Origin of the sequence: Pseudomonas huaxiensis (assembly GCF_003231275.1) — a bacterium.
Lineage (GTDB): Bacteria > Pseudomonadota > Gammaproteobacteria > Pseudomonadales > Pseudomonadaceae > Aquipseudomonas > Aquipseudomonas huaxiensis.
Map to the genome: position 1 here is coordinate 1 of NZ_QKVL01000010.1, position 19,199 is coordinate 19,199.

The following is a 19,199-nucleotide window of genomic DNA, read 5'->3' on the forward strand; positions in this document are numbered from 1 at the left end:
CGCGTTTCACGACGCCTTCGGGGCTGTCTTCGGAGCCTGGTGGCGGGAAGCAGATGACGTCAAGGCGATCAGGGTGCTCGGTAACGGCTTCGAAGTGCCTTATTAGATTGCTCTTCCAGGCCTCGTACGCTCTGCCCTCCAGCGGTGAATCGTTTTCAAATAATAGGGTGACGAAAGCCAGGAACTCGGCTTCTGTGTAGTCTTCGAAACGCGGCTTCATGTTCACTGATTGTTTTCCTTTCGATGGGTATCTATATGAGCTCTCGGTGTCACGATGACCAGATTGTCTAAGTCGTACACTGCTCCCCCCTTTGCGATGGGATGGATGTGATGAAGCTCTAGTACTTCTTTTTTACCGGCGCGACCTGACACTGGAGCATAGGGCGCTCCGCCTCTGCGCATGTTATCCAGACTGAGGCTATCGTAATGTGTACTCAACCTTGGATCCGCCGCCGTGGCCTTCCAGATCGCCTCACGTAGTTTCCTCCAGCTACTGAACGAGCGCCCCCGTAACTGATCCGCAATCTGCGTCGGAATGGGTGCCCCCTCAGCGCTGATTGTTGCACCTCGCCAGTCAGGAATGGTCTGACCAAATCCTGCCGCAACCCCCGCATAATCCCGCGGGTTCTTGAACATGATGTAAATCGGTTCAAGCCCCGAGTCTGCCGGGAAGGTGATGATGTAGTCATGGAAATCGACATCGTCACTGGCTGGCAGCGGCATCATGCCCGGCACGGCCGGAACGCTGATGAAGCCGGGATAGAGGCGGTCCGGCTGGGTTTCTATCGGTAGCGACGTCGAGCTGTCGCCCGGCCCGGCCTCAGGGGTCCAGAGCACGGTGATCGCGCCCGGCCCTTCGCTGGTGAAGCGGTAGGCGCCGCGCTCTTCGTCCCAGGTGGCTGCCCGCACGGGCACCTGGTCGGAGACGCCTTCCGTTTCGGTCGGAACGATCTGCACGTGGGCGTTCTGGCCGATCAGTCCGGACATGAGCCGCATCGGTAGCGGAAAACTTTCGCCTACCTGTTCCAGCACCTCCCGCCAGTCGATGTCCACGTTCAGGTCGGTGAACGGGATGCTCATCCCGTAGCGTTCGTCATGGCCGAGCCGCAGGGAGAAGAGCAGCAGCGAGGCGACTTCAACGATTGCCTTGGGAGGCCCCTTGAGAACGGGACGGACGGCCTGCAAGGCTGCTTTCATTGCTGGGCGGACGCCGGCAAACGCGGCCATCGACGAAGCGGCGGGCGTGATGACCTGCGGCTGCAACATCGTGCTGGTGGCGAGGCTGAACGTGGCCGGGCGTTGGTGCGCCTCGCTGCCGTCCAAGGCCGTCAGGCGCACGAGTTCGCGCTGGGCGTTGTCCCGCGCCGTCATTGCCCGGTCGCTGCCCTCTTCGGTCAGGCGGTTGATCTCGGGCTTGCTGGCTGTGTGGGCGGCGATCGCCTGTGCGCTCTGTTCCAGCTGTTGGTTGATGCGAGCGCGGGTCGATTCAGCGTTTGTGGCTGGCAGGAGAAAGTTGAGCTCGACCTGTAAAAGCGTGCGCTCCATCGCAAGCTGCATGCCATGGCTTTCTATCTCGTAGCGGGCTCTGCGCAGTGCGCTCCTGGCTTCCAGAAGCTGGATGATCGCCTGTTCAATGTCTGCGGCAGAAAGGATCTCGGCGGGCGAATGGTCTGCTTCTGTTTCGTAGCGGACGAAACGCGCCAGATGCTCCTCCAGCTCGCGGAGGCTGGATTCGTGCTTTTGGCGGGCATGGTCAAGGTTGAGCAGCCTGAGTTCCACTTTGTGGATCTTCTGCTCCCGCTGTTGCTCTTGCTTGGTCGCACGTTCGGCCAAGTGTTGAGCGTTCTTCCGGGAAACCTCCAGCCCCTTGGTGCGGGAAGTCAGATGGTCGATCGACTTGGCCAGCAGGCTGGCTGCGTGGGCGGCCTTGTACGACTCCAGCCAGGTTTGCCTGGGGTCGCTGAAACCGTGCGGACCCAGGAGCACACCCAGGTAGTCATTGGCGGTTTTGCCGAGGGGTGATCCACCATAGAACTGTCCAGCGGTGGCCTGTGCGGCGGGGAGCTCGGAAGATGTCTGCTGCAGCAACTGATTGGCCGCGTTGGCCTGTCGCTCGAATACTTCCTCTTGAAGCAATCCTTCCAGGCTGCCGGCAAGTTTCCGGACCTGCTCATCCAGGTCGCCTTTGAGGGACCTTTCTTTGGCGGCGTAGGTTTGATCGATGCTTTGCTTGTCCGTTTCGAATTCCGAAAGGATCTCGAAGACCAGCACCCCCGATTGCATGCTCGAGCTGTAGATTCGGCCCTCGAACCGGTCTATCCAGTCTCCCGAGGGGGGTAAATCATGTCTGTCCCGAATGGGTGTTGTGGGTAGTTGAACAGTGGTTTGTTTCGACATACAGGCGCTCCTTTGCGTGTATGTGCGAAACCTACGGAGCGTTGCTCTCCTGCAAGATGTAGATAGTTATCGACGTGATTCTCGGTGTTTCAGCCCTGTTCACTCATTCCACGGGCAATAACACCCCACCGCCATGGTCTGGGTCACTTTCACCGGCCGGCCTTGGGTCAGCGCCTGCAGGATCGGTTCGATAAAGCTGTTGTTGGCGTTGCAGGTCGCGCCTTCGCTGTAGGGGCCGAAGTAGGCGAGGTCGCCGTTCTGGTCCCAGATCGCCACGGCGGGACTGGCCGGCAGGTGCTCGGCGCCGGGCAGGCTGGCGATCGGCTGGAGGGCGGCAAGGGTGCTGGGCAACTGGCCGCGGCTGCCGGGCTTTTGCAGGACGTGGAAGGACACGCCCTGCGGCGTGTAGTGTTCGATCAGTTCGGCCAGGTGCTGCTGGTTGCCGACGTTGCACGGGCAGGCCGGGTCCCAGAAGTGCACCAGGCGGATCGGGCCGGGGCCGGCCAGTTCGGCGGGCAGGCTCAGGTGGTCGCCGGCGAACAGCGCGGTCTGGTTGTCGAAGGGGCGCAGGTAGCGGCTCTGGAAGCTGTCGTACGCCCACCACAGGCCGGCGGCGCAGAGCAGCAGGGTCAGGGCGGCGAGCAAATTTTTCCCAGACATCGAACACACCGGCAATCATGGAGGGCGGCTAGCTTGCCATGCCCCCGCCGACAGATGAATATCGCAGATCAATCCTTTGCACTCTCACCGGAAGCCTTCCATGTCCGCCTCGTTCCAAGCCGATTCCCTGCGTGCCAGCCTGCAACCGCTGGCGGCCCGTCAGCCGCTGTCGAGTGCGGGGCAGGCGTATCAGCGTTTCTACGGCCTGGACCTGCCCCGGCGCGAGGCCGTGCAGAGCTGGCTGGGACGCTGCGACTGCGCCGGTTTCGAGGTGGTGAGCCAGGTCTGGCTGCCCGCCGAGCCGGTTGCGACGCTGGTGTTGCTGCACGGTTTCTACGATCACATGGGGCTGTACCGGCATATCGTCGACTGGGCGCTGGAGCAGCGCTTCGCGGTGATTTCCTGCGACCTGCCGGGGCACGGGCTGTCCAGTGGGGAGCGGGCCAGCATCGATGATTTCGCGGTGTACCAGCAGGTGCTGGACCGGTTGTTCGAACAGGCCGGCAAGTTGAATCTGCCACAGCCCTGGCACCTGTGCGGGCAAAGCACGGGCGGCGCCATTGTGGTCGATCACCTGCTGCACTGCGGATCGGACAGCCCGGCACAAGGCCAGGTGATCCTGCTCGCGCCCTTGGTGCGGCCGCGTGCGTGGCTGTGGTCGAGGCTCAGTTACTGGATGCTGCGGCCTTTCGTGAACGGCATCGAACGGCGCTTCAGCGAAAACACCCATGATCCGACCTTCCTGCCGTTTCTTCAGGCCGATCCGCTGCAGCCGCGGCGGCTGCCCACTGCCTGGGTCGGCGCGTTGCTGGCGTGGGTCAAGCGTATCGAGGCGGCGCCGGGCAGTTCGCGTCGGCTACTGATCGTGCAGGGCGAGGGCGATATGACGGTGGACTGGCGTTACAACCTGGAAGTGCTCAAGCGCAAGTTCGATGCGCCGCAGATCCTGCTGTTGCCGCAGGCGCGCCATCACCTGGCCAACGAGCTGCCGGAGATCCGGCAGCGCTATTTCGACTTCATCAGCCAGCGACTGGGCTGATCACTTGAGGTCAGAGGTGCTCTGGCCCACGGCCAGGCCGGCACGAATGGCGGACAGGGCGGCCTTGTAATAGGCCTGACCCTCGTTGGACTCGGCGAAGGTGGAGAACTCTTCCAGCTCGGCGTCGGACAGGTCGCGGTAGACATACAGCAGGGTGTTGTTGAGGTCTTCGCCGATCTGTTCCATCAACCGTTGGCGCTGGCCATCGAGCAGGCCCTGGGCCTGACCGCCGCCAAACAGGCCGGGAATCATCTGGCTGAGGCTGTCGGCAGCGACGCCTGCGATCGCCAGGCTGACTTCGGCACCGGCCTCGCGGGCGGGCAGCGCCTGGGCCAGGTGGCCGATGATCAGCAGGCGGTTGTCGCTGGCCTGGACTTTCGGCAGGCCTTTGGCGTTCTTCGCCAACTGGTCGCGGCGGGTGGCCATCAGTTCGGCGGCCACGACCTTGCGGCCCAGTGGCGACTGGAAGAAGGTCAGCGCGGGCGCGGGATTTTGCAGGTGGGCGCGCAACTGGGCTTCGGCGCGACGGTCGACGGCCTTGGCTTCGAAGCGTTGGTTGCTGTTGTCGACCAGCGCCTGGAATACCGCAGGCGGCAGGCTTTTCTGATAGCGCTGCTGGGCGGCGGCGATGGCATCGGAGAAGTGGGCGCGCTGTTCAGGCCAGCCGGCAACTTTGTAGAGCTGATCGAGGGTGTCTGCCCAGACAGGCGTGGTGCAGATCATCAACAGCAGAAAAAACAAACGGCGCATTCAGGACTCCTGTCGGCAGGCCGCTATTGTCCGTGGCCTTGCGGGGCTTTGTCGAGACGCCTGTGCAGCCATGCGACCAAGTGGCCCTGTCGAATTTTCCGACAGCCCGATACTATGCGCGCCATGCACATATCCTCCGAACACCCGCAATTGCTCAGCATCGTCGATGACCTGGCCGGCCAGGGCTGGTCGCGGCAGGAGATTTTCCTGCCCGAGGCCCTGACCCGCGCATTGGCGGCCGAGTGCCGCCAGCGTGCGGCCGAAGGCGAGCTGGCGCCGGCGGGGGTGGGGCGAGGTCAGGGCCAGGACGTCCGCGAAGGCATTCGCGGCGACCATATCCTCTGGCTTGAGCCCGGGCAGTCGCAGGCATGCGACCAGTACCTTGCATTGATGGACAGCCTGCGTGAAGCGCTCAACCGCGACTTCTACCTCGGTCTGGAAGACTTCGAGTGCCATTTCGCGATGTACCCGCCGGGCAGCTTCTACCGCAAGCACCTCGACCGCTTCCGCGACGACGACCGCCGCACCGTCTCGGCGATCATCTACCTCAATGAGCAGTGGTTGCCGGAAGACGGCGGCCAGTTGCGCATGTTCCTCCAGGACGGTTCGGAGCGGGACGCGTCGCCGGTGGGCGGCAGCCTGATCGTGTTCATGTCCGCCGACCTGCCGCATGAAGTGCTCCCGGCCAGCCGCGAGCGCCTGTCCGTCACCGGTTGGTTCCGCCGCCGTGGCAATGATCCGTTCTGAATTGCCGAAGGTGCTGGTGAGTGCCTGCCTGCTCGGCCAGCCGGTGCGTTACGACGGCCGCGCCAGTGGTCATCCCGATGTGTTGCAAGCCTGGCAGCGCGAAGGTCGCGTGGTAGCGCTGTGCCCGGAAGTGGCTGGCGGGTTGCCGACGCCGCGTCCGCCCGCGGAAATTCCCGGTGGGCAGGGTGGGGCGGTGCTGGACGGGGATGCGCAGGTGGTGAACATTGTCGGCGAGGATGTCAGCGCGGCGTTTCTGGCAGGGGCGCGGCTGGCGCTGGAGCTGGTGCGGCGCCACGGGATTCGGGTGGCGGTGCTCAAGTCCGGGAGCCCGTCGTGCGGTAACCGGCTGGTCTATGACGGGACGTTCAGCGGCAGCAAGATCAGTGGCGAAGGCGTGACCAGTGCCTTGCTGCGGCGTGAAGGGGTGCTGGTGTTCAGTGAGTTGGAGCTGGATGAGGCGGCCAAGGCGCTAGGCCGGTAGGCCTCATCGCCGGCAAGCCGGCTCCCACAGGTTCACTGCACATGTAAGACCTGTGCATGACTTGTGGGAGTTGGCTTGTCGGGGCGCCGAATCGCAGCGATGAGGCCCTCAGCAACCCTTATTACTTCGGCGCCTCGCTCGCATCCACACCGAACCACTTCTTCGACAGCTCGCTCAACCGCCCATCGGCCTTGATCCGTTGCAGGGCGTTGTCCACCGCGCTCTGGAACGCCGGGTTGCCTTTCTGGAACGGAATCGCCAGGTTCACCACCGGGCCAAGGGTGGCGCCTTCGGTCACTGGCAATTTGCTTTCGCGGATCGCGTACGGCACCAGCAGGCGGTCGCTGATGGCGGCGTCGATCTGGTCGTCGGCCACTTCCTTGATCGGCTGGATGGCGTCCTTGTAACTGCGCAGGTCTACACCTTCGACATCTCGTGCCTGCTCGGCGAAGCTGCTGCCCTGAACCACGCCGAGGCTGTGGCCCTTGAAGGCTTCAAGGCTGCGCAGCGGGCGCTTTTCTTCCTGGCGCACGATCAATTGGGCGCGGGTGTAGCTGTAGGGCGTGCTGAAATCCAGGCGCTCTTTCAATTCCGGGCTTGTCGCAATCTGATTCAAGGCGATGTCGTATTTGCCGCTTTCCACGCCACTGAGCAGATCGGCGGATTCAACCACCACGAAGTCGGCATGGACATCCAGTTCCCTGGCCAGCGCCTCGCCAAGTTCCACTTCGAAACCGCTCAACTGGCCGGCGGGATCGCGGAAGTTGAAGGGTGGCGTATTGGCTTCGATGGCAATACGCAGTTCGTTGCGGTCGCTGATGTCATCCATCAATTCCGCATGTGCCCATGGGCTGAGCAGGCAGGCGGCAAATAGTGCCCCGGTAATGAAACGCATCTGAGCCCCTTTTTATCATTGGCAATTCACACAGTGTTGCCGCGACTTTCTGGAATTGCCACGGTCAAGTTGCCGCTTGTGACCGCATCGAGTGCGGAATGTTTGATTGGCCGGTAAATATTTCTGCCGTTTTTCGGTAACTTTCGCAACGCGCGGGCAAACAAAAGGGAGGCCACCAGGGCCTCCCTTTTTCACTGCATGAAGCGCTTAGAACAGAACGCGGGACCGGATGGTGCCCTTGACCTGTTGCAGCTTCTCTTGCGCCAGATCCGAGTACTCGGCGTCGACGTCGATAACCACGTAACCCACTTTCTCGTTGGTCTGCAGGAACTGACCGGAGATGTTGATGCCGTTTTCAGCGAAGACTTTGTTGATCTCGCTGAGCACGCCCGGGATGTTTTCGTGGATGTGCAGCAGGCGGTGCTTGCCAGGGTGAGCCGGCAGGGCAACTTCAGGGAAGTTGACCGACGAAACGGACGTACCGTTGTCGCTGTACTTGACCAGCTTCTCGGCAACTTCCAGACCGATGTTGGCCTGGGCTTCGGCAGTGGAACCACCGATGTGCGGAGTCAGGATCACGTTGTCCAGGCCGCGCAGCGGGCTTTCGAACTCTTCGTCGTTGGAGCGCGGCTCGACCGGGAATACGTCGATGGCGGCGCCGATCAGGTGCTTGTCCTTGATCGCTGCGGCCAGGTGATCCAGCTCGACCACGGTACCGCGGGCGGCGTTGATCAGGATCGAGCCCTTCTTCATCGCGCGGATTTCTTTCTCGCCGATCATCCACTGGGTGGACGGCAGCTCAGGCACGTGCAGCGAGACGATGTCGGCCAGGCCGAGCAGTTCGTTCAGGCTGGTGACCTGGGTGGCGTTACCCAGCGGCAGCTTGGTCAGCGGGTCGAAGAAGAACACCTGCATGCCCAGGCTCTCGGCCAGGACCGACAGTTGAGTACCGATCGAGCCGTAGCCGACGATGCCCAGCTTCTTGCCACGGATCTCGAAGGAGTTGGCCGCGCTCTTGATCCAGCCACCGCGGTGACAGGAAGCGTTCTTCTCGGGGATGCCGCGCAGCAGCAGGATGGCCTCGGCCAGTACCAGCTCGGCAACGGAGCGGGTGTTGGAGTACGGGGCGTTGAACACGGCGATCGCGCGATCGCGAGCGGCGCTCAGGTCAACCTGGTTGGTACCGATGCAGAAACAACCAACAGCAACCAGTTTCTTGGCGCAGTCGAAGATCTCTTCGGTCAGTTGAGTGCGGGAGCGGATGCCAATGAAGTGGGCATCGGCGATCTTTTCCTTCAGTTCGGCTTCCGGCAGGGAACCGGTGAGGTACTCGATATTCGTGTACCCGGCGGCCTTCAGGACGTCCACGGCGTTCTGGTGGACGCCTTCAAGAAGAAGGAACTTGATCTTGCTCTTATCGAGAGAAGTCTTGCTCATCTGCGTAAACCTGTGTCCCGGAGAAAAATGGCAGGGAAGTGAAGCTCTCGCGAATCGGCCGTCAGCACGATTGGCGGGGGGCGTATGCTAGCATATCGACCCCTCGCTACGCCCATCCCTGCTGCGTGAAGTGTGCTCAGGGTGACTATGAATAGTTCGAGAGTTCTATCGATGACCGATCCTGTTCTGATTGACGAGCTGATGACCCTGGTCGAGCCCGGCAAGGTACTCACTGACGCCGCTTCCCTCGACGCCTATGGCAAGGACTGGACCAAGCACTTCCCGCCAGCGCCTTGCGCCATTGTCTTCCCGAAAAACATCGAGCAGGTCCAGGCCATTGTCCGTTGGGCCAACACCCGCAAGGTCGCGCTGGTGCCGTCGGGCGGGCGCACCGGGCTCTCTGCTGGCGCGGTGGCGGCCAACGGCGAGGTCGTGGTGTCGTTCGACTATATGAACCGCATCCTCGATTTCAACGAATTCGACCGCACCGTGGTCTGCCAGCCCGGCGTGATCACCGAGCAGTTGCAGAACTTCGCCGAGGACAAGGGCCTGTATTACCCGGTGGACTTCGCTTCCGCCGGCTCCAGTCAGATTGGCGGCAATATCGGCACCAATGCCGGCGGGATCAAAGTCATTCGCTACGGCATGACCCGCAACTGGGTCGCTGGCCTGAAAGTGGTCACCGGTAAGGGCGATCTGCTCGAACTGAACAAGGACCTGATCAAGAACGCCACCGGTTACGACCTGCGCCAGTTGTTCATCGGCGCCGAAGGCACCCTGGGCTTCGTGGTCGAGGCCACCATGCGCCTGGATCGCGCGCCTAAGAATCTCACCGCGATGGTGCTCGGCACCCCGGATTTCGACTCGATCATGCCGGTCCTGCACGCCTTTCAGGGCAAGCTGGACCTGACCGCCTTCGAGTTTTTCTCCGACAAGGGCCTGGCCAAGATCCTTGATCGTGGCGATGTGCCGGCGCCGTTCGAGACGCCGTGCCCGTTCTATGCCCTGCTGGAGTTCGAAGCCACCACCGAGGAGGTGGCCAACGACGCCCTGGCGCTGTTCGAGCATTGCGTCGAACAGGGCTGGGTGATCGACGGGGTCATGAGCCAGAGCGAGCAGCAGTTGCGCAACCTGTGGAAACTGCGCGAATACCTCTCCGAAACCATTTCCCACTGGACGCCGTACAAGAACGACATTTCGGTAACGGTGTCGAAAGTGCCGGCATTCCTGCGGGATATCGATGTCATCGTCAGCGAAAGCTACCCGGACTTCATCGTTGTCTGGTACGGCCATATCGGTGATGGCAACTTGCACCTGAACATTCTCAAGCCCGACGACATGAGCAAGGACGAGTTCTTCGCCACCTGCGCCATCGTCAACAAGCAGGTGTTCGAAACCGTCGAGAAGTACAACGGTTCGATCTCTGCCGAGCACGGCGTGGGCATGACCAAGCGCGATTACCTTGGTTACAGCCGGTCGCCGGCCGAAATTGAATACATGAAGGCAGTCAAGGCAGTGTTCGATCCCAACGGAATCATGAATCCGGGCAAGATCTTCGCTGTCGAGTGATAACACGTCACAGATCCAACCAGCGCTCCAGGAGTCGGCAATGAGCTATCAGCACCAATACGTAGACGGAACCCGCATCCATTTCGCCTTGGGCAAAGTGGTGTGCATCGGGCGCAATTACGCCGAACACGCCAAAGAGCTGGATAACCCGATCCCCACCGAACCCCTGCTGTTCATCAAGCCGGGCAGTTGCGTGGTCGCGCTCGAAGGTGGTTTCAAGATCCCGGCCGAGCGCGGCTCGGTGCATTACGAAGCGGAAATCGCGGTGCTGCTGGGCAAGTCGCTGTCGCCCCAGCCTTCCGAAGAAGAAGTGCTGGACGCCATCTCCGGCTTTGCCCCGGCACTGGACCTGACCCTGCGTGACCTGCAGGCGCAGTTGAAAGAAAAAGGCCTGCCGTGGGAACGCGCCAAGTGCTTCGACGGTGCCTGCGTTCTGCCGCCGTTCGTCGTCGGCAGCACCTTCAATGACCTCGCAGATATCGGCATTCGCCTGACCATCAACGGTGAAGTCCGCCAGGATGGCAACAGCGCGCTGATGCTCAACCCCATCGTGCCGATGATCCAGCACATGGCCTCGCAGTTCTCGTTGCAGGCGGGTGATGTGATCCTGACCGGTACGCCAGTAGGTGTCGGTCCGCTCAATCCGGGCGATGAGCTGGTGCTGGAACTGCCAGGCGCCAGCCGCTTCGAAAGCCGCGTGCTGTAAGTGCGCAAGGGCAGCCGATGAGGCTGCCCTTTTGCTTTGTCAAACCACTTCGTCGGCTTTTGGCATTTTTTTCACAAAATATCCGGATAATTCCTGCGCGGCCCGACCGCTCCGTCTCTCAGGCTGGAAAACAACAGGAATTCTCCAATGGCCACCCCTCTTCCTACAGGCGGTTCCTTGTCGCCCGTGCACAAGCGTCCGATCGCCCTGCGCCGCTCCACCTGGCTGCTGTTCGCGGCCGTGATCGGTTATGGCGTGGCCATCGCCATGCATTGGGATGATCGAGGTTTTCTCTGGGTGCAGGAGCGTTTCCAGACGCAGGTTGAGCAGAAAGCCAGCATCTGGCTGCCGGACTATCACGTCGATATCGATGCCAAAGTGCTGCCGGGTATGGAGAAGGACGAGGCCTCCGACCTTTCTTATGATCCAGTCCGCAAGACCCTGTTTTCGGTGATGGGCAAGAACCCGTTCCTGGTCGAGTTGACCCTTGATGGCGACGTGCTGCGCAAGATTCCGCTGGTCGGCTGGGCCAACCCTGAAGGCGTGGCCGTCATGGCGGATGGCCGTCTGGCCATTACCGACGAACGGCAACATAACCTGACCTTCGTGACCCTTGATGACGCGACCCGCGAGCTGAACATCAAGGACTTCCCGCAATACGACCTCGGCACCTCGGAAAACCAGAACAAGGGTTTCGAGGGCATCGCCTGGGATCCTGCCCAGCAGCGTCTGGTGTTGGGCGAAGAGCGCCCGCCGCGTCTGTTCGTCTGGCGTACTGACGGTCGCTCGCCGCTGACCGGCACCAAGCAGGAACTGCCCAACGACGATCTCGACCTGCGCAACCTGTCGGCCCTGGGTATCGATCCACGCACCGGCCATATGCTGCTCCTGTCGGCAGACTCCAACCTGCTGCTGGAACTGAACGAGCAGGGCGAACAGGTCAGCTTCATGACCCTGCTCGGCGGCTTCAACGGTTTGCAGAAGCGCATCCCGCGCGCCGAAGGCGTGGCCATGGATGAGCAGGGCACCCTGTATATGGTCAGCGAGCCGAATCTGTTCTATCGCTTCAAAAAGGACTGATCGGCAGATCTTTCCGACAGTGGCATTAAGATTCGATTCAGCTCGCCATGGTTAGATGCTCGACGTTCCGTTTCCCGCCGAGTCCTGTCGAATGCGCCGCTTTCTACGTCTGCCCCTGATTGCCCTTTCTGTTGGCCTGCTGCTTGCGTTGCTGTTAGCGGTAGCGGGCCAGGAATACCGCCTGTTCGAGCGCGGCTGGTTCAACCTCAAGACCTGGTGGCAGCCCGCCGAGCAGAGCATCGGGCTCGATCGTTACCAGGTGGTGATCGAAGCGCGGCCGATCGAAGGGCTGGATGAAGACATCTCCGCGCTGACCTTCGATCCTGACCGCAACAGCCTGTTCACCGTCACCAACAAGAATCCCGAACTCATCGAGCTGTCGCTGGAAGGCCGCATTCTGCGCCGGGTGCCGCTGACCGGCTTCGGTGATCCGGAGGCGGTGGAGTATGTCGGGCGCGACAGCTATGTCATCACCGACGAGCGCGAGCAGCGGCTGATCCGCGTGCGTCTGACCGCTGACACACCGTTTCTCGACGCCAAGGACGCCGAACAACTGACCCTGGGCATCGGCCTGAACGGCAACAAGGGCTTCGAAGGCCTGGCGTACGACCAGAAGGGCAAGCGCCTGTTCGTTGCCAAAGAGCGCGATCCGATGCTGATCTATGAAGTCCACGGTTTCCCCCACGACAATCCCGAACAGCCCTACGCCGTGCATGTGGTGCAAGACCGCAAGCGTGATTCGAAGCTGTTCGTGCGGGACCTGTCGAGCTTGCAGTTCGATGAGCGCAGCGGTCATTTGCTGGCGCTGTCGGATGAGTCGCAACTGGTGCTGGAACTGGATGTGACGGGCAAGCCGCTGGCGAGTCTGTCGCTGCGCAAGGGCTTTCAGGGCCTGAGCCAGAGCGTGCCACAGGCGGAAGGGATTGCGATGGATGATGCGGGGACGTTGTATCTGGTGAGCGAGCCGAACCTGTTTTATGTGTTCAGGAAGGCGGCTGATTGACCGGGGCCTGCACGGCAGGCCCCGATTTGTTCGTCAGGCCTTGAGGGACTTGACCCCTTCGGAAGTCCCCAGCAACAGCAGATCCGCAGGACGCGCCGCGAACAGGCCGTTGGTGACCACGCCGACGATGGCGTTGATCTGTGCTTCCAGCTCCACCGGGTTGGTGATCTGCAGGTTGTGCACGTCGATGATGATGTTGCCGTTGTCGGTCACCACGCCGTCGCGGTACACCGGGTCACCGCCCAGCTTCACCAGTTGACGCGCCACGTGGCTGCGGGCCATGGGAATGACTTCGACCGGCAGCGGGAAGTTGCCCAGCACCGGCACCAGCTTGCTGCCGTCGGCGATGCAGATGAAGGTCCTGGCGACCGCGGCGACGATCTTCTCGCGGGTCAGGGCAGCGCCGCCGCCCTTGATCAGGTTCAGGTGCTCGTCGCTCTCGTCGGCGCCGTCGACGTAGAACTCCAGTTCGCTCACGGTGTTCAGTTCGTAGACCGGGATACCGTGGTCCTTCAGGCGCGCGGCGGTGGCTTCGGAGCTGGCGACGGCGCCGTCGAAGGCGGTCTTGTGCTTGGCCAAGGCGTCGATGAAGCAGTTGGCGGTCGAGCCGGTGCCGACGCCGACGATGCTCTTGTCATCGAGCTTGGGCAGAATGAAATCGACAGCGGCCTGGGCAACAGCCTGTTTGAGTTGGTCCTGGGTCATGCGGGCTCCGAAGCGGGGAGTATCGTGAGGGCGCGTAGTATAGCGGCTAAAACCCCGGACTTGCTGTGGTCGCCCGACCGGGCGCTGGGGTAGACTCCGATCCCCCGTCCAGCCGCCCGTGATGCTTTCCCGATGCTCGAACAGTACGTCAAGAAGATCCTCACCTCGCGCGTTTATGACGTCGCCGTGGAAACCCCTCTGCAAGCCGCCGGGCAGCTCAGCAAGCGTCTGGGCAACAACGTGCTGCTCAAGCGCGAAGACCTGCAACCGGTGTTTTCCTTCAAGATTCGCGGCGCTTACAACAAGCTGGCGCAACTGACCCAGGAAGAGCGGGCGCGCGGCGTGGTCACCGCCTCGGCCGGCAACCATGCCCAGGGCCTGGCGCTGGCGGCGCGGGAAATGGGGGTCAAGGCGACCATCGTGATGCCGCGCACTACCCCGGAAATCAAGGTCGAGGGCGTGCGTTCGCGTGGCGGCAAGGTCGTGCTGCACGGCGATTCCTTCCCCGAGGCGCTGGCTTACTCGCTGAAACTGGTCGAGGAAAAGGGCTTCGTTTATATCCATCCCTATGACGACCCGCACACCATTGCCGGCCAGGGCACCGTGGCCATGGAGATCCTGCGCCAGCACCCGGGTCGCCTCGATGTGATCTTCGTGCCGGTGGGCGGCGGTGGCCTGATTGCCGGGATCGCCGCGTATGTTAAATACCTGCGTCCTGAAATCAAGGTCATCGGCGTCGAGCCAGACGACTCCAATTGCCTGCAAGCCGCCATGGCCGCGGGCGAGCGCGTGGTGTTGCCGCAGGTCGGGCTGTTCGCCGACGGCGTCGCGGTGGCGCAGATCGGTCAGCACACCTTCGACATCTGCAAGGACTACGTCGATGAAGTGATCACCGTCAGCACCGATGAAATCTGTGCGGCCATCAAGGACATCTACGACGACACCCGCTCGATCACTGAGCCTGCCGGCGCCCTGGGCGTTGCCGGGATCAAGAAGTACGTGGAGCAGCGCGGCGTGTCCGGGCAGACCCTGGTTGCCATCGAGTCCGGGGCCAACGTCAACTTCGACCGCCTGCGCCACGTGGCCGAGCGCGCCGAGCTGGGTGAAGGCCGTGAAGCGATCATCGCCGTGACCATCCCCGAGCAGCCGGGCAGCTTCAAGGCGTTCTGCGAGGCCATCGGCAAGCGTCAGATCACCGAATTCAACTACCGCTACCACACCGGCAGCGAAGCGCACATCTTCGTCGGTGTGCAGACCCACCCGGACACCGATCCGCGCAGCGCGCTGATCCAGCACCTGACCGAGCAGGGTTTCCCGGTACTGGACATGACCGACAACGAACTGGCCAAGCTGCACATCCGCCATATGGTCGGCGGCCATGCGGCGCGGGTCAGTGATGAACTGGTGCTGCGCTTCGAGTTCCCCGAGCGGCCGGGTGCGCTGTTCAACTTCCTCAACAAGCTGGGTGGGCGCTGGAATATCTCCATGTTCCACTACCGCAACCACGGCGCGGCGGACGGCCGTGTGGTGGCTGGCCTGCAAGTGCCCGAGGACGAACGTCATCTGGTGCCCGCGGCGCTGGCAAAAATTGGCTATCCGTACTGGGACGAGACCGAAAACCCGGCCTACCGGCTGTTCCTCGGCTGAGCGGCTACGCTTTGAGCAATGCCTGAGGAGTTGAGTCCATGGAACCGCTGATCGCCCTGAAAATCGCCCATATCCTGGCCACCGTGCTGCTGCTGGGTAGCGCTGCGGGGCTGGCGTTGTGGACCTGGCGCAAGCGCCGCGCGGGGGATTCGGCGGTTTATGGCCTGTTGTTGCGGCGGCCGCTGGTGTTCGTCTGGCTGTTGATGGGCATTTGCCTGGTGAGCATGCCGTTCACCGGCTGGTGGCTGGTGCATCTGGTGGGCTGGCCGCTGGGGCAGACCTGGGTGCTGGGCTCAAGCGTGCTCTACACCGTCGGCGCGCTCGCCTGGTTCTGGCTGCTGGCGCGGGTCAATCGCCTGCGCACCGCGCCGGCCTTGGGTAAACCGGGGTTTACCCTGGCCCTGGCGCTGTTCAGCGGGGTGTGTTTCATCGCCATCGCCGGCTTGATGGGCGCCAAGCCGGTCTGATATCGCTCAATCGCGCAGGCTGATCACCGGCCAGCCGCGTTTCTCGGCTTCGGCACGCAGGTTCGGATCGGGATCGACCGCCACCGGGTTATCTACCTGCTCCAGCAGCGGTAGGTCGTTCATCGAGTCGCTATAGAAGTAGCTGCCTTCCAGGTTCAGCCCATTCTCGTCCAGCCAGCGGCGCAGGCGTGTCACCTTGCCTTCGCGGAAGCACGGCACGTCGGTGCTGCGGCCGGTGTAGCGGCCATCGACCAACTCGCACTCGGTGGCCAGCAGGGTTTCCACCTCCAGGCGCTTGGCGATCGGCCCGGTAATGAAGCGGTTGGTGGCGGTGATGATGACCAGCTTGTCGCCCGCATCGCGGTGCTTCTTCAGCAGGGCCAGGGCCTTGGGCAGGATGATCGGTTCAACGCAGTCGCGCATGAACTCGCCGTGCCACTGGTCCAGCTGGGCCATTTCGGTGGTGGCCAGGATTTCCAGGCTGAAGTTCAGGTAGGCCTGCAGGTCGAGCTTGCCGGCCAGGTAGTCCTGATAGAAGGCGTCGTTGCGGTTCTGGTACTCCACGGGGTCGAGAATGCCGCGTGCGCAGAGGTAATCGCCCCATGCGTGGTCGCTGTCGCCGCCGAGGAGGGTGTTGTCCAGATCGAATAAAGCCAGGCGCATTGAAGAGTCACTCGCATAACATCTGAAAAGTCCCACAGAATACGGACTTTTCACAACGCTGCACATAAGGTATGGCCGGCGCGTTGCTGGCCTTGCAAGCTTTGTGGAACAATGCGGCGACATGCGTTTGCGAGGCTGCTGCCGTGATCGACCCCGATGGTTTTCGCCCCAATGTCGGGATCATTCTTACCAATGATCTTGGACAGGTGCTATGGGCTCGGCGAATCAACCAGGATGCCTGGCAGTTTCCCCAGGGGGGCATCAACCCCGATGAGACCCCGGAAGAAGCGTTGTACCGCGAGCTGAACGAAGAAGTAGGACTGGAGCGGCAAGACGTTGAAATTCTTGCCTGCACCCGTGGCTGGTTGCGTTATCGTTTACCCCAACGCCTGGTGCGGACCCACAGCCAGCCGCTGTGCATCGGCCAGAAACAGAAGTGGTTCCTGCTGCGACTGGTTTCCAACGAGCAGCGGGTGCGGATGGACTTGACCGGTAAACCGGAATTCGATGGCTGGCGCTGGGTCAGCTATTGGTATCCGCTGGGCCAGGTGGTGACATTCAAGCGCGAGGTCTACCGCCGCGCGCTCAAAGAGCTTGCCCCGCGCCTGCTGGCGCGCGACTGACGACGGAGTTCGACCCCGAGCCATGCTCAATACGCTGCGCAAGATCGTCCAGGAAGTTAACTCCGCCAAGGATCTCAAGACGGCGTTGGGGATCATTGTCTTGCGCGTCAAAGAGGCCATGGGCAGTCAGGTCTGCTCGGTCTATCTGCTCGATCCGGAAACCAACCGTTTTGTCCTGATGGCCACCGAAGGCCTGAACAAGCGTTCCATCGGCAAGGTCAGCATGGCGCCGAACGAGGGTCTGGTCGGTTTGGTCGGCACCCGGGAAGAACCGCTGAACCTGGAAAACGCCGCCGATCACCCTCGCTACCGCTACTTCGCCGAGACCGGTGAAGAACGTTTCGCTTCCTTCCTGGGCGCTCCGATCATCCACCACCGTCGCGTGGTCGGGGTGTTGGTCATCCAGCAAAAGGAGCGGCGCCAGTTCGACGAGGGCGAAGAAGCCTTCCTGGTCACCATGAGCGCGCAACTGGCCGGGGTTATCGCCCATGCCGAGGCCACCGGTTCGATCCGCGGGCTGGGTCGCCAGGGCAAGGGCATCCAGGAAGCCAAGTTCGTTGGCGTGCCGGGCTCGCCGGGTGCGGCGGTCGGTACTGCCGTGGTCATGCTGCCGCCGGCTGACCTGGACGTGGTGCCGGACAAGACCGTCACCGATATCGATGCCGAACTGAAACTCTTCAACAACGCCCTCGAAGGCGTGCGCGGCGACATGCGCACCCTCTCGGCGAAACTGGCCACCCAGTTGCGTCCGGAAGAGCGGGCGTTGTTCGACGTCTACCTGATGATGCTCGACGACGCCGCGCTGGGCGGCGAAGTGGCAGAGGTCATCAAGACCGGCCAGTGGGCCCAGGGCGCTCTGCGCCAGGTGGTGGTCGAGCACGTCAACCGCTTCGAACTGATGGACGACGCCTACCTGCGTGAGCGCGCCTCCGACGTCAAAGACCTCGGCCGGCGCCTGCTGGCCTATCTGCAGGAAGCCCGTCAGCTTTCGCTGGTCTACCCCGACAACTCCATTCTGGTCAGTGAAGAACTGACCCCGGCGATGCTTGGCGAAGTGCCGGAAGGCAAGCTGGTCGGGCTGGTGTCGGTGCTGGGTTCGGGCAACTCCCATGTGGCGATCCTCGCCCGGGCCATGGGCATTCCCACGGTGATGGGCCTGGTCGACCTGCCGTATTCCAAGGTCGACGGCATCCAGATGATCGTCGACGGCTACAAGGGCGACGTCTACACCAACCCCAGCGAAGTGCTGCGCAAGCACTACGCCGATGTGGTCGAGGAAGAGCGCCAGTTGGCCCAGGGCCTCGACGCCCTGCGTGAACTCCCATGCGAAACCACCGACGGCCACCGCATGCCGTTGTGGGTCAATACCGGCCTGCTGGCCGATGTGGCGCGGGCGCAGCAGCGTGGCGCCGAGGGCGTTGGCCTGTACCGCACCGAAGTGCCGTTCATGATCAACCAGCGCTTTCCCAGCGAGAAGGAACAACTGGCGATCTACCGCGAGCAACTGGCGGCTTTCCATCCGCTGCCGGTGACCATGCGCAGCCTGGATATCGGCGGTGACAAGTCGCTGTCCTACTTCCCGATCAAGGAAGACAACCCGTTCCTCGGCTGGCGCGGCATCCGCGTCACGCTTGACCACCCGGAAATCTTCCTGGTCCAGACGCGCGCCATGCTCAAGGCCAGTGAGGGCCTGAACAACCTGCGCATCCTGCTGCCGATGATTTCCGGTATCCATGAGCTGGAAGAAGCGTTGCACCTGATCCACCGCGCCTGGGGCGAAGTGCGTGACGAAGGCACCGACGTGCCGATGCCGCCGGTGGGGGTGATGGTGGAGATTCCTGCGGCGGTCTACCAGACCAAGGAACTGGCGCGTCAGGTGGACTTCCTGTCGGTCGGTTCCAACGACCTGACCCAGTACCTGCTGGCGGTGGACCGCAACAACCCGCGGGTCGCCGACCTTTACGATTACTTGCACCCGGCGGTGCTGCAGGCCCTGCAACACGTGGTCACTGCGGCCCATGCCGAAGGCAAGCCGGTGAGCATCTGCGGTGAAATGGCCGGTGATCCGGCGGCGGCGGTGCTGTTGATGGCGATGGGCTTTGACAGCCTGTCGATGAACGCCACCAACCTGCCGAAGGTGAAGTGGATGCTGCGCCAGATCAGCCTCGGCAAAGCCAAGGAAATGCTGGCCCAGGCCATGGACATCGACAATCCGCAGGTTATCCACAGCACCTTGCAACTGGCCCTGAAGAACCTCGGGCTGTCGCGGATGATCAATCCGGGGCCGACGCAGAATCTCTGAACCACTTGAGACCTAATCGCTGGCAAGC

General features: G+C 62.3%; 19 protein-coding genes. 11 read left to right on the plus strand and 8 right to left on the minus strand.

Annotated features, from left to right (window positions below):
* From DM374_RS13425 to DM374_RS13435, 3 genes are all read right to left on the minus strand, one after another.
* Nucleotides 1-220, minus strand: a 220-nt coding sequence (locus DM374_RS13425) for a bacteriocin immunity protein (RefSeq protein ID WP_318531813.1), incomplete at its 3' end; no start/stop codon positions are given.
* A 2-nt stretch (nt 221-222) separates the two neighbouring features.
* Entirely contained in the window at nt 223-2,397 is a 2,175-nt protein-coding gene (locus tag DM374_RS13430; RefSeq protein ID WP_110970276.1) for an S-type pyocin domain-containing protein, read from the minus strand.
* A gap of 99 nt (nt 2,398-2,496) precedes the next feature.
* The gene (locus tag DM374_RS13435; protein WP_110970277.1) at nt 2,497-3,057 is read right to left on the minus strand and encodes a DUF6436 domain-containing protein; all 561 of its coding nucleotides are present in this window, start codon (nt 3,055-3,057) and stop codon (nt 2,497-2,499) included.
* A gap of 100 nt (nt 3,058-3,157) precedes the next feature.
* On the opposite strand from DM374_RS13435, the gene DM374_RS13440 reads away from it, so the two are divergent.
* A complete protein-coding gene (locus DM374_RS13440) occupies nt 3,158-4,096 on the plus strand; it encodes an alpha/beta hydrolase (protein ID WP_110970278.1) in 939 nt (312 codons plus the stop codon).
* On the opposite strand, the gene DM374_RS13445 is transcribed toward DM374_RS13440, so the two are convergent.
* Complete coding sequence (locus tag DM374_RS13445) at nt 4,097-4,846, minus strand: DUF2059 domain-containing protein (protein WP_110970279.1); 750 nt, start codon at nt 4,844-4,846, stop codon at nt 4,097-4,099.
* A 114-nt stretch (nt 4,847-4,960) separates the two neighbouring features.
* On the opposite strand from DM374_RS13445, the gene DM374_RS13450 reads away from it, so the two are divergent.
* Together DM374_RS13450 and DM374_RS13455 are read left to right on the plus strand one after the other, a co-directional pair.
* Nucleotides 4,961-5,593, plus strand: a complete 633-nt coding sequence (locus tag DM374_RS13450; RefSeq protein WP_110970280.1) for a 2OG-Fe(II) oxygenase — start codon at nt 4,961-4,963, stop codon at nt 5,591-5,593.
* The gene (locus DM374_RS13455; RefSeq protein ID WP_110970281.1) at nt 5,580-6,074 is read left to right on the plus strand and encodes a DUF523 domain-containing protein; all 495 of its coding nucleotides are present in this window, start codon (nt 5,580-5,582) and stop codon (nt 6,072-6,074) included. Before DM374_RS13450 ends, DM374_RS13455 begins: the two co-directional genes overlap by 14 nt.
* A 121-nt stretch (nt 6,075-6,195) precedes the next feature.
* On the opposite strand, the gene DM374_RS13460 is transcribed toward DM374_RS13455, so the two are convergent.
* Nucleotides 6,196-6,969, minus strand: a complete 774-nt coding sequence (locus DM374_RS13460) for a transporter substrate-binding domain-containing protein (RefSeq protein WP_110970282.1) — start codon at nt 6,967-6,969, stop codon at nt 6,196-6,198.
* Between the two features lie 207 nt (nt 6,970-7,176).
* Nucleotides 7,177-8,406: a phosphoglycerate dehydrogenase gene (gene serA, locus DM374_RS13465; protein ID WP_095156398.1), complete on the minus strand. Its 1,230-nt coding sequence runs from the start codon at nt 8,404-8,406 to the stop codon at nt 7,177-7,179.
* A gap of 171 nt (nt 8,407-8,577) precedes the next feature.
* Between serA and DM374_RS13470 the strand changes: the two genes are divergently transcribed.
* The 4 genes from DM374_RS13470 to DM374_RS13485 all read left to right on the plus strand — a co-directional run bounded on the left by DM374_RS13470 (nt 8,578) and on the right by DM374_RS13485 (nt 12,764).
* A complete protein-coding gene (locus DM374_RS13470; RefSeq protein ID WP_110970283.1) occupies nt 8,578-9,975 on the plus strand; it encodes an FAD-binding oxidoreductase in 1,398 nt (465 codons plus the stop codon).
* 40 nt (nt 9,976-10,015) lie between these two features.
* Complete coding sequence (locus tag DM374_RS13475; RefSeq protein WP_110970284.1) at nt 10,016-10,681, plus strand: fumarylacetoacetate hydrolase family protein; 666 nt, start codon at nt 10,016-10,018, stop codon at nt 10,679-10,681.
* Nucleotides 10,682-10,828: 147 nt separating this feature from the next.
* Nucleotides 10,829-11,761 carry an SdiA-regulated domain-containing protein gene (locus DM374_RS13480; RefSeq protein WP_110970285.1) on the plus strand — a complete coding sequence of 311 codons (933 nt, stop codon included), beginning with the start codon at nt 10,829-10,831 and terminating at the stop codon, nt 11,759-11,761.
* 91 nt (nt 11,762-11,852) lie between these two features.
* Nucleotides 11,853-12,764: an SdiA-regulated domain-containing protein gene (locus DM374_RS13485; RefSeq protein WP_110970286.1), complete on the plus strand. Its 912-nt coding sequence runs from the start codon at nt 11,853-11,855 to the stop codon at nt 12,762-12,764.
* Between the two features lie 33 nt (nt 12,765-12,797).
* Here the strand turns inward: DM374_RS13485 and rpiA are convergent, their stop codons facing one another.
* On the minus strand, nt 12,798-13,469 hold the full coding sequence (rpiA, locus tag DM374_RS13490; protein ID WP_110970287.1) for a ribose-5-phosphate isomerase RpiA: 672 nt from the start codon (nt 13,467-13,469) through the stop codon (nt 12,798-12,800).
* 132 nt (nt 13,470-13,601) lie between these two features.
* On the opposite strand from rpiA, the gene ilvA reads away from it, so the two are divergent.
* Together ilvA and DM374_RS13500 are read left to right on the plus strand one after the other, a co-directional pair.
* Nucleotides 13,602-15,116: a threonine ammonia-lyase, biosynthetic gene (gene ilvA / locus DM374_RS13495; protein ID WP_110970288.1), complete on the plus strand. Its 1,515-nt coding sequence runs from the start codon at nt 13,602-13,604 to the stop codon at nt 15,114-15,116.
* A gap of 38 nt (nt 15,117-15,154) precedes the next feature.
* A complete protein-coding gene (locus DM374_RS13500; RefSeq protein WP_110970289.1) occupies nt 15,155-15,583 on the plus strand; it encodes a DUF2269 domain-containing protein in 429 nt (142 codons plus the stop codon).
* 6 nt (nt 15,584-15,589) lie between these two features.
* Here the strand turns inward: DM374_RS13500 and DM374_RS13505 are convergent, their stop codons facing one another.
* A complete protein-coding gene (locus DM374_RS13505) occupies nt 15,590-16,246 on the minus strand; it encodes a histidinol-phosphatase (protein WP_095156390.1) in 657 nt (218 codons plus the stop codon).
* A gap of 143 nt (nt 16,247-16,389) precedes the next feature.
* Here DM374_RS13505 and DM374_RS13510 point away from each other — a divergent pair, with 143 nt between their 5' ends.
* Nucleotides 16,390-16,869 carry an RNA pyrophosphohydrolase gene (locus DM374_RS13510; protein WP_095156495.1) on the plus strand — a complete coding sequence of 160 codons (480 nt, stop codon included), beginning with the start codon at nt 16,390-16,392 and terminating at the stop codon, nt 16,867-16,869.
* Nucleotides 16,870-16,891: 22 nt separating this feature from the next.
* A complete protein-coding gene (gene ptsP, locus DM374_RS13515) occupies nt 16,892-19,171 on the plus strand; it encodes a phosphoenolpyruvate--protein phosphotransferase (protein WP_110970290.1) in 2,280 nt (759 codons plus the stop codon).
* The last annotated feature ends 28 nt before the right edge of the window (nt 19,172-19,199 follow it).

Coding starts and splice junctions, on each gene's coding strand:
- DM374_RS13470 (WP_110970283.1), top strand. CDS start 8,578: ATGACCGATCCTGTTCTGATTGACGAGCTGATGACCCTGGTCGAGCCC.
- DM374_RS13500 (WP_110970289.1), top strand. CDS start 15,155: ATGGAACCGCTGATCGCCCTGAAAATCGCCCATATCCTGGCCACCGTG.
- DM374_RS13505 (WP_095156390.1), bottom strand. CDS start 16,246: ATGCGCCTGGCTTTATTCGATCTGGACAACACCCTCCTCGGCGGCGAC.
- DM374_RS13430 (WP_110970276.1), bottom strand. CDS start 2,397: ATGTCGAAACAAACCACTGTTCAACTACCCACAACACCCATTCGGGAC.
- DM374_RS13445 (WP_110970279.1), bottom strand. CDS start 4,846: ATGCGCCGTTTGTTTTTTCTGCTGTTGATGATCTGCACCACGCCTGTC.
- DM374_RS13435 (WP_110970277.1), bottom strand. CDS start 3,057: ATGTCTGGGAAAAATTTGCTCGCCGCCCTGACCCTGCTGCTCTGCGCC.
- DM374_RS13450 (WP_110970280.1), top strand. CDS start 4,961: ATGCGCGCCATGCACATATCCTCCGAACACCCGCAATTGCTCAGCATC.
- ptsP (WP_110970290.1), top strand. CDS start 16,892: ATGCTCAATACGCTGCGCAAGATCGTCCAGGAAGTTAACTCCGCCAAG.
- DM374_RS13455 (WP_110970281.1), top strand. CDS start 5,580: ATGATCCGTTCTGAATTGCCGAAGGTGCTGGTGAGTGCCTGCCTGCTC.
- serA (WP_095156398.1), bottom strand. CDS start 8,406: ATGAGCAAGACTTCTCTCGATAAGAGCAAGATCAAGTTCCTTCTTCTT.
- DM374_RS13485 (WP_110970286.1), top strand. CDS start 11,853: ATGCGCCGCTTTCTACGTCTGCCCCTGATTGCCCTTTCTGTTGGCCTG.
- rpiA (WP_110970287.1), bottom strand. CDS start 13,469: ATGACCCAGGACCAACTCAAACAGGCTGTTGCCCAGGCCGCTGTCGAT.
- DM374_RS13460 (WP_110970282.1), bottom strand. CDS start 6,969: ATGCGTTTCATTACCGGGGCACTATTTGCCGCCTGCCTGCTCAGCCCA.
- ilvA (WP_110970288.1), top strand. CDS start 13,602: ATGCTCGAACAGTACGTCAAGAAGATCCTCACCTCGCGCGTTTATGAC.
- DM374_RS13480 (WP_110970285.1), top strand. CDS start 10,829: ATGGCCACCCCTCTTCCTACAGGCGGTTCCTTGTCGCCCGTGCACAAG.
- DM374_RS13475 (WP_110970284.1), top strand. CDS start 10,016: ATGAGCTATCAGCACCAATACGTAGACGGAACCCGCATCCATTTCGCC.
- DM374_RS13440 (WP_110970278.1), top strand. CDS start 3,158: ATGTCCGCCTCGTTCCAAGCCGATTCCCTGCGTGCCAGCCTGCAACCG.